Here is a 12,018-nt window from a genome sequence, read left to right as displayed (position 1 = left end):
TCGCCCAAATGCTACGCCCCTACATATACATTTTGATTTTTGCAAGATATCTAATGACCACTGACATTCGCGAGCGGGGACGCTTGCGCTAATGACTCTAATAACATTCGCGAGCGGGGACGCTCGCGCTACTGACGTTGGACGTTCGCGAGCGGGGACGCTCGCGCTACTGACCACTGACTTCTTCCCTCAACTGCCCTTCAAACGCTGCAACAACCATTGAAACCTCGATTGAGCTAAATCGGGATTTTCGATATTATTTTGCCCGATCGCCCGCTCGTCGTCAGGATCTTGGTAGATTAAATAATCAGTTTCTTCGCCAAACCGCCTGACAGTACCCCGCAGTCTCGACGACAGAAATTTAGTAATCGCCCGATAAAACCGCAGCGAAAACAGCACGTCTTGCTCGAGTTTTTCAGTCAGCAGCCGCCTCGGAATTGACAAAATCAGCGATTCCTCAACCACCGTAACGCTAGCAGAAGGAAGCCTCCCGTCTACAAAAGACATTTCGCCCAACACTTCCCCGCAAATAATTTTTCCAATTTCTTTGTTACCCAAAGATGCTACCGAAACGCTCAAAGTTCCATCCAGAACTATGTAGAGGGCGTCTAAGGGCTTACCTTCGACAATCAAGGTGGTGCCGGGGGGAAATTTGTTGCGGGTGCCGTTGGCGAGCATCCAATCGATGTCGCGATCGCTCAATTCGCCTAAAATGACTAGAACTTTGCTCATAAAATCAGGTTGAGATGAGATACTTTGTATTTTTTACTTGCTTAGTTGCGTGCTGTTGTTAAATGGTCAGATTCTGAGCGAAAACGAAGCCTAAACTTTACCAATAAGATACTAAATTTTACACGATTCTAATAATATTCAGTAATTTTGACACGATCTATCTACCATTCGTGGCGATCGTCAGTGTTATTCTACATTACTTGTCCCCACTGAGTGCAGCAGCCGATCGCCTGCCCGATACTACTGCCCTTGCTTGGGACGGCTCCATTGCCAAAACCAACATTGATCGCAGCTTGCTGTCTCAAAGGTGGCAAGCGGGTATGCCAGCACCAGCCTGGTTTTGGGGCTGTTGCCCTTGAGTGCAGCGCCCCCGAGTACAGAATTGTAGAATTCTGTTCTTGGGGGCGCGCGCTACCCCTGAATACTATTTTAAATTTGAGATTTTAGATAGCAATTAGCGATCGAACTGCTGGTTGTGAGGTGGTCTGCGGTGGCATTTTTTTGACAAAAGTGCTAAGAGCAGCCTGGGTGAAATCCTTCGGAGGATTGATTTTTAGCAGCTCGATGTGTAAATTAAAATTAGCCGATAAACCCGCTGTCTGTTCTTAAATCTAATTAAGCGCAGAGAGAGTTGACTGTTCAACCGTTGAATGCCAATCTAGGAACAACACAACCGATTTTTGTGTCATTTTTTAGCAAAGCTCTCAACTTTAGCTCTCAAACACTTACACTTTTAACACACCATTCATTGAGGAGTGTCTATGAATAGTCTATTTTCCAAGTCGGCTTTTGCCTTAATAAATCTTGCAGCTTTAGCAGTTTGTTGCGGTACGCCAGCCAAAGCTGAAACTGGCAACTTGCCAGAAGTCGGTACAACCGCCAATGCAGCGACTCAAAATATTGACCAAATTTCTGAGCCTGCGGCAACGACCGCAGTGACACCAGATGGCGAAACAACGGCTAGCAATACAAAAATTGATTCTATCAGTTCGATCGACCTGACAGCAGCGGTAGAGCCAGCAGCCCCCACACCTGCGGCCAACTCGATCGCACCTGTTGCAGCACCGTCCGCACCCTCCGCCACAACATCGGATATTGCTGGGACAGAAACTGTGCAAAATACATCCATTGCTGTTGAGACTCAAAAGTCGGAAGAAACACCTAAAATTGCTGATAATAGCGTTAGAGTGCAGCCAACGGTGCAAACTGCCCAAAAGAGCGATCGACCTACCTCAATTGTTGCCGATCGCCCTAATTCCCAACTGACAGCAGCCAAGGAAGAAAAAGAAGTCAAAACAGCACGAGAAGTGTTGAGCAATCCTGTCAGCACTTCCGCTTCATCTCTGACAAACCAACCAAAACTTGCCCAAAAACCGGGTACAGTCTCCGACAAACCTCAGATATTGGCTCAACCGGGCAGCACCACCATCAGACCAGGCCGAGCTACCCGTTCTGGCCCCAGCTACGTGGGGATTGGTGGCAATATAGGTTTTGGCGGAGATTCAGCCCTAGGCGACACTTCATTTGCGATTATTAGCAAAATTGGTTTGACGAGCAATTTCTCGGTGAGACCGAGTGTTTTGTTCCGCGACAACTTAACTCTTCTAGTTCCAGTTACCTACGATTTTGTCTCTCAAGATGCTGTCGAAGTCAGCGATGACTTTGTGATTACTGCTGCTCCTTATGCAGGTGCCGGCGTGGTACTTTCTACCGGCGATAACGGTCATTTTGGTTTTCTGATTACAGGAGGTGTAGATGTACCCCTGTCCAGAAATTTTACAGCCACAGCAGGGCTGAATGTTGGTTTTCTTGACGGAGCTGAAGTGGGATTGTTAGTCGGTGTCGGCTATACCTTCCCAAATATTGTCAGATAGTTTTGCTGTTTGAGCAAGCCCACGACAACTAAATAGACCCGGGGTTGGCTGTATTCATACAGTCAACCCTTTTTGATGGTGGCAAATTCTCAGCCCTCAAGCACGCAGCAATGATGTTTATCTACGATCGCAGAACAAGGTAATAAGGTAATGCCGTTTCCCTACTATCGGAAACACGCCTATTGCGAGGACACCGCAGGCGGTAGCTCGCTCTAGGGAAATGACACGGCCCGATCCTGACTCACAGGAGCGGGTAAAAAATAATCTGGATTGAACAACTAGGCAACAGCACACAAATAGTGTTATTTATAAATAGATTGTATGGCGCGATGGCCTTAAATGATTCCTATACAACTGACTCTCAAAAATTTTCTCAGCTATCGCGAAGCTGCTTTAGACTTTCGCGGACTGCACACAGCTTGCATTTGCGGGCCTAACGGTGCTGGTAAATCCTCTCTCTTAGAAGCGATCGCCTGGGCACTTTGGGGCTGTTGTCGCAGCGATACAGAAGACGATATCATCCATATCGGCGAGATAGATGTCCGCGTTGATTTTACTTTCTCCACGGGCGGTCAAATCTACCGGGTGATTCGCAACCGCCGCCGCGGACAATCGGGAAGTTTAGAATTTCAAGTCAGCTTGAATTCTGCCGAGACTCAGGATCAACTTAGTTTTCGTACTCTCACTGACAAGGGACTCAGAAATACTCAGCAGAAAATTCTCGAACATATCAAACTAGATTACGATACTTTTATTAACTCGGCGTATTTGCGGCAGGGGCGAGCTGATGAGTTTATGCTCAAAAAGCCGATCGAGCGCAAGCAAGTTTTAGCCAACCTGCTCAAGCTCGATCGATACGATACTTTATCCGAACAAGCCAAGGAAAAGTCCAGAGAATTTAAAGCCAAAGTCGAAGTCCTCAAACAGAGTTTGCAGACAATCCAAGAGCAACTGCAACAAACAGAGAATCTCGCCTCCGAACAAACTCAATTGCAGCAAGCAACCGATTTGCTCTCTTCACAGCAGCAAGCCGACACCACCGAATTGCAGCAACTGCAACTCCTACACCACAACCGCCAAACTTGGCAAAAACTTCTCGCAGGCCACCAGCAACACCACTACAATATCTCTCAAGAATGCCGCCGCTTGCAGCAAGAACTAGGCGCCGCCAAGCAGCAGCAAAACGAACTGCAAGCCCTGCTCGCTCAAGAAAATGAAATTACAACCGGAATTGCTTATTTTCACAGCTTGCAAGCTACAGAAGAGACTCTGGCAGAGAAATTCAAAGCTGACCAACAAGCCAAAAACCAGCGCCAAAAATTACAAGAACAGCAACGGCAAGAACTGAGCCTGTCGCAAAACAAAATTCAGCATTTACAAGCTCAATTAGAAATCTTAGAACAAGATGAAAAAGATGTTCTCGAGATTCTCAAACAGCAGCCGGATGTTGACAAAGGACTCGCACAGTTGCAATCTGTCCGATCGCGCCTCAACCAACTAGAGCAACTGCAACTGCAAGTTTCGCCGCTGATCCAACAGCAGCAGCAGATCCAAACAAAGCTCGATCGCGCCGCGGCAGGTTTAACCGCCCGCTTAGCTGAAATTCAGCGACAGTTGCAAGGTCAGCAACAGCAGCGACAGCCGCAATTGCAGCAAGAAATCTCAGCGATCGCCAATCAAATTTTGCAGTTAGAAAACAAGCGAGTTTACCAAGAACGAGTTCGCGAAAAAGGCCAAGAAAGGCACAGCTTTCTGGAAAACCTGCAAGCCAAAAGCCGCGACTATCAAACCCGACTTGCTGAAATCGACCAAAAACTGCAACTGTTGCGTAAAAATGAACAAGAAACTAGCGCAACTGAAACTAAATCTGCCAATTTTGCCGAAACTCAGTCAGCGCATTCGCCTCTAATGGTGCGGGATGCAAATTTTGGGAATTGTCCTTTGTGCGATCGACCTTTAGACGAACACTACTGGAATTTGGTAGTCACCAAACATCACTCTCAACAGCAAGAACTGTGGAACCAACTGTGGGTTGTGCGGGAACAGTTGGCCGTCTCAGAGCGCGAAATTCAAGTCCTCAGACACGAATACCGCGAATTAGAACAGGAATTAGCGCCCTATCAAGAATTGCGGGAACGCCGCAGCCATTTGCAAGCACAATTGGATGGCCTGGGCCAAGACGAAAGCCGCTTGCAAAGTATGCGTCAAGACGCGGCCCAAATCGAGCGGTTGCTGAGCGCCGGTGACTATGGAGCCGATGACTGGCGCGAACTCCAGCAAATCCAGCAGCAACTGCAACAGCTCGATTACAGCGATCGCAGTCACTCGCTCGCCCGCAGCGATGAAAAGCGCTTGCGGTGGGTGGAAATTAAACAAGCTCAAATTAAAGACGCTCAACAAAGACTGCTGAAAATTAACAGCCGCCGCCCGGAGTTGCAAACTCAATTGGTCGCCTTACAACAGCATTTTGAAAAGCAAAAAAATAGCTCCCCAATCCAGCAGCAAATTCAGTCTTTAGATAGATACATTGGGGAAGTTGGCTATAACTTGGAACAGCACGAACACGTCCGCAGCGAAATGCGTAAAACGCAATATTGGATCGCCCGCGCTGAAAAACTGAGTTCGGCAACTGTGCAGTACCCGCAAGTGCAGCAGCGGGTTGATGAAATCGCAAATTCGATCGCCGTGCGCGATCGCGATTTGCAAGCTGTTACCGCTCAAATAAGTGCGATGAATCACCAGTTGCAAGAACATCCCGATCCGACTGCTCGCATCAGCGCTGTCGAACAACAAATCAGCCGCCGCCGCCACCAGCTAGACCAGCATTTGGGAAGTCTGGGAAGGCTCCAGCAACAGCAGCAAAATCTGGAAGCTTTGCAGGTTCAGCTCGGAGTTCAAAAAGAGCAAATGCAGGTTGCTAAACGCCAATACAAAGTTTATCAAGAGTTGGGTCAAGCTTTTGGTAAAAACGGTATTCAAGCTTTGATGATTGAAAATGTTTTACCTCAACTCGAAGCTGAAACTAATCAGATATTGTCGAGATTGAGCGCCAATCAGTTGCACGTGCAATTTATTACTCAGCGGGCGGCTGCTTCTAAAAAAGCAACTAAATTGATTGATACTTTAGACATTTTAATTGCTGATGCTCGCGGTACTCGTCCCTACGAAACTTACTCGGGCGGCGAAGCTTTTCGGATTAATTTTGCGATTCGGCTGGCGCTGGCGAGATTGCTGTCTCAGCGGGCGGGGACGGCTTTGCAAATGTTGATTATTGATGAGGGATTCGGGACTCAGGATGCTGAAGGGTGCGATCGCCTGATTGCTGCAATTAACGCGATCGCCTCGGACTTCGCCTGCATTCTCACCGTCACCCATATGCCGCACCTGAAAGAAGCTTTTCAAGCCAGAATAGAAGTCAGCAAAACTGCTCGGGGTTCTGGGATCAGTTTGTCTATTTAGAATGGTTATTCGATTTTTGATTTTTGATTTGCGATTTTTGATTGGCGATCGCAGATCGCATAAATTTCAAAATAGAATCCAACTGCTGTAGATCGGCTCCCCACCCTGAGAGCATAAGTCATCGGCTAGAGAAAATATTAAATCAGAAATCGAAAATGAGATAGCCGTTGAAATTGCCCGAGATTCTTTGTTTGTCGGCTTTTTTTCTGTGGGCTTGGTGGAAATGGCTAAATTAAAATAAGATAATAAAATAAGAATGCGTCAACCTATCGATAAATTTTTATTTTTCTGTCCGCTCCCTCGGAGTGGGAATACTACTACGGATGATCACAGACCCTTTTGATATATCTGTCCTAGAGCGGGCGATCGCCGCGTCGAGCAACAGCATTGTGATTGCAGATGTTAGCCAGCCTGAGATACCTATTATCTACTGCAATCGAGCTTTTGAGAAACTTACTGGCTACACCCGAGAAGAAGTGATTGGACGCAACTGTCGGTTTTTGCAAGGCCCGGATACCGATCGCGCCGAATTAGACAGACTCCGCAGCAGTTTGCGATCGGGAACGGAAATTAAGGTAGTTCTCAAAAATTACCGCAAGGACAAAACTCCTTTTTGGAATGAATTAACCGTTTCCCCGGTTCTCGATGGCGGCGGAAAGCTCACTCACTTTATCGGAGTTCAAAATGATGTTACCGCAAAAGTAGCAGCCGAAACAGCCCTGCAAGAAAGCGAAGAAAGGTTGCGGGCGATCGCCACTGCCACTCCCGTTCCCATGCTGATTGCGCGCTTGGAAGACAGCACGATTTTGTACGCAAATCCCGCCCTCGGCGAAACTTTTGGGGTGAGTTCCCAAAAGCTTGTCGGTACCAAAAAGAGCGATTTTTATGCCGACGCGAGCGATCGCCATCAATTAATAGAATTGCTCAAAAAACATGGCTTTAGCGACAGCGCTCAAATTTGCCTCAAAAAAGCAAATGGCAATTTTTTTTGGGTGAAAATATCGATGCGAGCGATTAATTTTAACGGCGAAGCAGCAATTTTATCTGCATTCTACGATATTACCGATCGCGTGCAAGCAGAAACAGCACTGCGGCAAAGCGAAGCGAGGCTTCTCAAGCTAGCCGCCAACGTTCCGGGAATGATTTATCAATTCCAGCTAGCAGCCGACGGCGCTGTGTCATTCCCCTACGTCAGTTCTGGCTGTCGCGAACTCTACGAATTACAACCAGAGGTGTTCCAAAAATCAGCTATTCCGGCGATCGAAATGATTCACCCAGATGATGCGCAAAACTTCCAGGAATCTGTGGCTGTCTCAGCTAAAACTTTAGAGCCTTGGCGCTGGGAAGGTAGAATAGTTTTACCGGGCGATCGGATTAAGTGGGTTAGCGGGGCTTCCCGCCCAGAAATGGGCGAACAAGGTGATATTATTTGGGACGGTTTGTTGATCGACATTAGCGATCGCAAACAGGCAGAAACTGCACTGATCCACAGCGAAGCCAGATTTCAAAAAATGGCAGCCAACGTCCCGGGAATGATTTATCAATACTTGCTGCATCCCGACGGTTCCAATGAATTCATTTATGTCAGTTCCGGCTGTTGGGAACTCTACGAATTAGACCCAGCAAAACTGCAAAAAAACTCAGCTTTCATGTGGTCGGCGGTGCATCCAGACGACATACAATCTTTGTCAAAATCTCTAGAAATCTCCGCACAAACTTTACAACCTTGGAAACATGAAGGACGGATCGTCACCAAGGAGGGAAAATTGAAATGGATTCGCGCCACTGCTCGCCCCGAACTGCAACCGGGCGGCGATATACTTTGGGAAGGAGTGACCATCGATATCAGCGATCTCAAGCTAGCAGAAATCGCTTTGGGCGAGTCAAAAATTGCCCTGCAACAAGCCAATCAAGAACTCGAAAAGCGCGTCCTCGAACGTACAGAAGCCTTGCAAAGTTCCCAAAAAATGCTGTGGTTAGTCATCAACAACATCCCTCAGTTTATTGCCTGGAAAGATCGAGATTCAGTTTACCTCGGCGCCAACAAAAATTTTGCTAAAGTAGCAGGTTTCAATCACCCGAGTCAAATTCCCGGTCTCACCGACTTCGATATGCCTTGGAAGCCCGAACAAACAGAATTTTTTCGAGCCTGCGACTGCCGCATCATGGCAAAAAACACCCCAGAATATCACATTATTGAGTCGCAACTCCAAGCCGACGGCACCCAGCGCTGGCTGGATACAAATAAAATACCTTTGCACGACAATAACGACAATGTTGTCGGCATTTTGTGTACTTTTGAAGACCTCACAGACCGCTTTTCACTCGAAGCCAAAGTCCGGGCCAGCGAAGAACTATTTCGCAAAATATTTGAAGATGCACCCATCGGCATCTACTTAGCTAATTTAGATGATAACAAGTTACTGCAAGTCAATAAAACTTACTGCGAAATGTTGGGATATACGGCAACAGAATTGCTGGAAAAAACCTTTGGAGAGATTGGGCATCCTGAAGACAATCAAAAAAAACTCCAGGTGGCTGCTGCTCTGGCTCGCGGAGAAATTACCAGCTATCAAATTGAAATTCGCCAGATTGCTGCCACAGGTAAAATTGTTTGGGTAAACGTCACAGCTACTGTGATTCGAGACGGCCAAGGAAAATCTATTTACAATTTAGGGATGATTGAAAATATTACCAACCGTAAAATTTCCGCAGCCGCACTCCAAGCTTCCGAATCTCAATTAAGAAAACAAGCAGCCCAATTGCAAGAAGCCTACGAACAGCTCCAACACGCTCAAATCCAATTAGTTCAATCAGAAAAAATGTCTAGCCTCGGTCAGATGGTGGCTGGCATCGCTCACGAAATCAACAATCCCGCAACTTTTATTAATGGCAATATTTCTCACACCTACAACTATTTCCACGATTTAATAGAACTATTGGATCTCTACCAGCACTACTACCCATCCCCTGCCCCTCAGATAGGAGAAAAGGTTAAGGAAATAGAGTTAGACTTTCTGAAGGAAGATTTGCCAAAAATGCTAACTTCTATGACAGCAGGAGTAGAAAGAATTAGTAATATTGTGTTGTCGCTGCGGAACTTTTCGCGGTTGGACGAATCAGAAATGAAGTTCGCAGACATTCACGAAGGAATTGACAGCACGCTGTTGATCGTGCAACACAAATTGAACCAAAGCTGTGACATTAAACGGATAGAAATTATTAAAGACTACGGGAAAATTCCTAAAATTTACTGTTGTGCGGGGCAGTTAAACCAGGTATTTCTCAATATTATCAGCAATGCGATCGACGTTCTACAGAATCACAAGCAACCCCGGACGATCGTGATTCGTACTGAAATGAAAAAAGCTGGGTTGAAAAACTATAGCAAAAGCAAGCTCGCTGAGTGCGATCGCCTGGTCATTTGCATCGCCGACAGCGGCCCGGGAATGACTGAAGATGTTCGGAAACGGCTGTTTGACCCTTTTTTCACTACCAAACCCGTTGGGTCTGGCACAGGCTTGGGATTGTCCATCAGCCATCAGATTGTGGTAGAAAAACATAGGGGGAGTCTGCGGTGCATCTGCGCGCCCGGACAGGGAGCGGAATTTTGGATTGAAATTCCTAGCACCAGCGACGGGCAGCGAAAAAGTTAATCTAAAAGTTTCAATATTTAACTTTTAATTTCTCATGACCATGGGTGCTGGTAGTTATCAGGGTTTTAAATTAACGGCACTCAGACGCCGAAATTAATCTCGCTGGTGCGGTGAGATCATCTGCTGCCCTTATTCGCTAGGCATTTATGCTGAAAAAACTACCTTTATCCTGGTCTCGCTACATTCCAGCCGGGTTGACGCTCGCTTTGGGTGTGGGCCTTTCTTGCCTATCATTTGCCATGGTTTGGAGTTGGGAAGACAGGCGCCGCGATTACGAAATGCACCGCCGTATTGATGATATTTCGATCGGCATCGAACGCCAGCTCAACTCAGACTTAGACGCAGTTCTCGCCCTCAGCGACTACATGAAAGCCTTTAGCGCCGTGGAACGTTCCTCTTTTACCAGGTTTGTCGGGCGTCCCCTATCCATTCACCCCAGCTTGCAACTGCTGGCTTGGGCGCCGCGCGTTCCCAATTTGCAGCGGCGCAACTACGAAGCCAAAGCCAGAAGTGAAACCGACCCCAGTTTCGAGATTACAGAACGCGGCCCCCGAGGAGAACTGCGTAAAGCCGGCCAGCGTTCCGAATACTTCCCGGTTTTCTACGTGGAACCACCAGCCGGAAACGAGACTGTATTCGGCTTTGACTTGGCTTCTCACGCAGAAATTCGCGCCGCGGTCGATCGTGCGCGCGATACTGGAGAAATGATTGTCGCCAGCTACGCGGGCATCGCTGAGGTGACTCCTGAGGAACCGGGTCTTTTGGGAATAGTTCCGATTTACGAAAACAGCACTAAACCCACTACCCTCGAATCCCGCCGCCAACTGCTGCAAGGATTTGTACTGGGGGTATTTCGAGGCAAAGATATTTTTCAAACTTCTTTAAAAGGACGCAATACCGACTACCTGAACATTTATCTCGCCAGCGAGGCTTCAGACAAGCAAGAAGCGCTGTCACTATTGCCACACGCGGGCGATCGGATGGAGGCAAATCAGGCTGCCCAGAGCCAAATTCAGCAATTTGCAGTGCTGTTCCAATCTGCCACCCAACAAGTGCTGACCGCATCTGCGGGTACCGAAGCAGCCCTCAGGTCAAACTGTCCGATTCTTGACAATCCAAGCTCGGATTCTACAGCTTGTCAAAGACTGCTGAAAATTAGCGGCCGCCAGTGGTCTCTGTACGTGTCCGCAACTCCGGAAATTCGCAGCACTCGCAAGCACTGGCGTTCTTGGGGAACTCTGACCATGGGGATGCTGTGGACTCTGCTACCGGTGACATATATGCTGACAGCTTTGAGCCGCACCGCCCAAATTGAAAAGCTAGCGGGAGAAAGAATTCGCCAAGCCGAACAGTTGCAGGCTGCTTACCTACAGTTGGAACTAGAACAAGCTAAATCCGAGCAACTGCTACTGAATGTTTTGCCGGCAGCGATCGCCCTGCGTTTGAAGGACAAGGAACACAATATCGCCGAAAGTTTTGGAGAAGTAACTGTGATGTTTGCCGACATTGTGGGGTTTACAGAACTGTCGTCGAGAATTTCAGCGACTGCGGTAGTGCAAGTGCTCAACGATATTTTTTCGGCTTTTGACCATTTAGCCGATCGCCACGGTTTAGAGAAAATTAAGACTATTGGTGATGCTTACATGGTTGTCGGCGGTTTACCTACGGCGCGCGCGGATCATGCCGAGGCGATCGCCAATATGGCGATCGATATGCTACACGAAATTCGGCTTCTGAGCTTAGATCATTCCGAACCTTTCAGCATTCGGATCGGAATTAGCACCGGCCCTGTAGTTGCGGGCGTCATCGGTTTAAAAAAGTTTATTTATGATTTGTGGGGCGACACAGTAAATATTGCTTCGCGCATGGAATCCCACGGGATTACCGGCTGCATTCAAGTCACCGCCGAAACCTACGAACTATTAAAGGATAAATACACATTTCAGAAGCGCGGCGCCATTCAAATTAAGGGGAAGGGATACATGGTTACTTATTTGTTGACTGGCAAGAAATATGATTGATACCGCCCAAAAAATGGATACAAGTCTGCGGTTTTGCGATCGACTAAGACTTTCGATCGCCAAGCTAGGATATGATAAACTCAAGGTATTCTGTCCTATGAATTCCGGTTGCATCGGAATTAATATTATCCGAAATGAGGACACGGCAGTGTCCATTAGTGTCAACTTAACGTCAAACGCACTCAGAGACTGTTATTTGACGATTAGGGCCAGATCCCCCCTAGCCCCCCTTAAGAAGGGGGGGACAGGACTATTCTCAAAGTCCCCCTTCTTAAG

Annotated in this window: 6 protein-coding genes; 4 read left to right on the top strand and 2 right to left on the bottom strand. The window is 47.4% G+C overall.

From position 1 onward, the window contains the following. Window positions 1-189: 189 nt before the first annotated feature. Window positions 190-732, bottom strand: a complete 543-nt coding sequence (locus QT974_RS21445; RefSeq protein WP_333470442.1) for a cyclic nucleotide-binding domain-containing protein — start codon at window positions 730-732, stop codon at window positions 190-192. Window positions 733-923: 191 nt separating this feature from the next. Then, a complete protein-coding gene (locus QT974_RS21440; protein WP_333470441.1) occupies window positions 924-1,046 on the bottom strand; it encodes a hypothetical protein in 123 nt (40 codons plus the stop codon). A gap of 447 nt (window positions 1,047-1,493) precedes the next feature. Between QT974_RS21440 and QT974_RS21435 the strand changes: the two genes are divergently transcribed. The 4 genes from QT974_RS21435 to QT974_RS21420 all read left to right on the top strand — a co-directional run bounded on the left by QT974_RS21435 (window position 1,494) and on the right by QT974_RS21420 (window position 11,742). Beyond that, a complete protein-coding gene (locus tag QT974_RS21435; protein WP_333470440.1) occupies window positions 1,494-2,606 on the top strand; it encodes a hypothetical protein in 1,113 nt (370 codons plus the stop codon). A gap of 339 nt (window positions 2,607-2,945) precedes the next feature. Further along, complete coding sequence (locus tag QT974_RS21430; protein ID WP_333470439.1) at window positions 2,946-6,065, top strand: AAA family ATPase; 3,120 nt, start codon at window positions 2,946-2,948, stop codon at window positions 6,063-6,065. Between the two features lie 323 nt (window positions 6,066-6,388). Continuing rightward, window positions 6,389-9,721: a PAS domain-containing sensor histidine kinase gene (locus QT974_RS21425; RefSeq protein ID WP_333470438.1), complete on the top strand. Its 3,333-nt coding sequence runs from the start codon at window positions 6,389-6,391 to the stop codon at window positions 9,719-9,721. A 146-nt stretch (window positions 9,722-9,867) separates the two neighbouring features. Beyond that, window positions 9,868-11,742: an adenylate/guanylate cyclase domain-containing protein gene (locus QT974_RS21420; protein ID WP_333470437.1), complete on the top strand. Its 1,875-nt coding sequence runs from the start codon at window positions 9,868-9,870 to the stop codon at window positions 11,740-11,742. The last annotated feature ends 276 nt before the right edge of the window (window positions 11,743-12,018 follow it).

Source organism: Microcoleus sp. BM001215392 (assembly GCF_036700185.1).
In the GTDB taxonomy this organism is placed as follows: Bacteria; Cyanobacteriota; Cyanobacteriia; order Cyanobacteriales; family Microcoleaceae; genus Microcoleus.
Note: the sequence above shows the minus strand (reverse complement) of the source record. Positions and strands in the feature narration are given on the sequence as shown.

Coding starts and splice junctions, on each gene's coding strand:
- QT974_RS21445 (WP_333470442.1), bottom strand. CDS start 732: ATGAGCAAAGTTCTAGTCATTTTAGGCGAATTGAGCGATCGCGACATC.
- QT974_RS21435 (WP_333470440.1), top strand. CDS start 1,494: ATGAATAGTCTATTTTCCAAGTCGGCTTTTGCCTTAATAAATCTTGCA.
- QT974_RS21430 (WP_333470439.1), top strand. CDS start 2,946: ATGATTCCTATACAACTGACTCTCAAAAATTTTCTCAGCTATCGCGAA.
- QT974_RS21425 (WP_333470438.1), top strand. CDS start 6,389: ATGATCACAGACCCTTTTGATATATCTGTCCTAGAGCGGGCGATCGCC.
- QT974_RS21420 (WP_333470437.1), top strand. CDS start 9,868: ATGCTGAAAAAACTACCTTTATCCTGGTCTCGCTACATTCCAGCCGGG.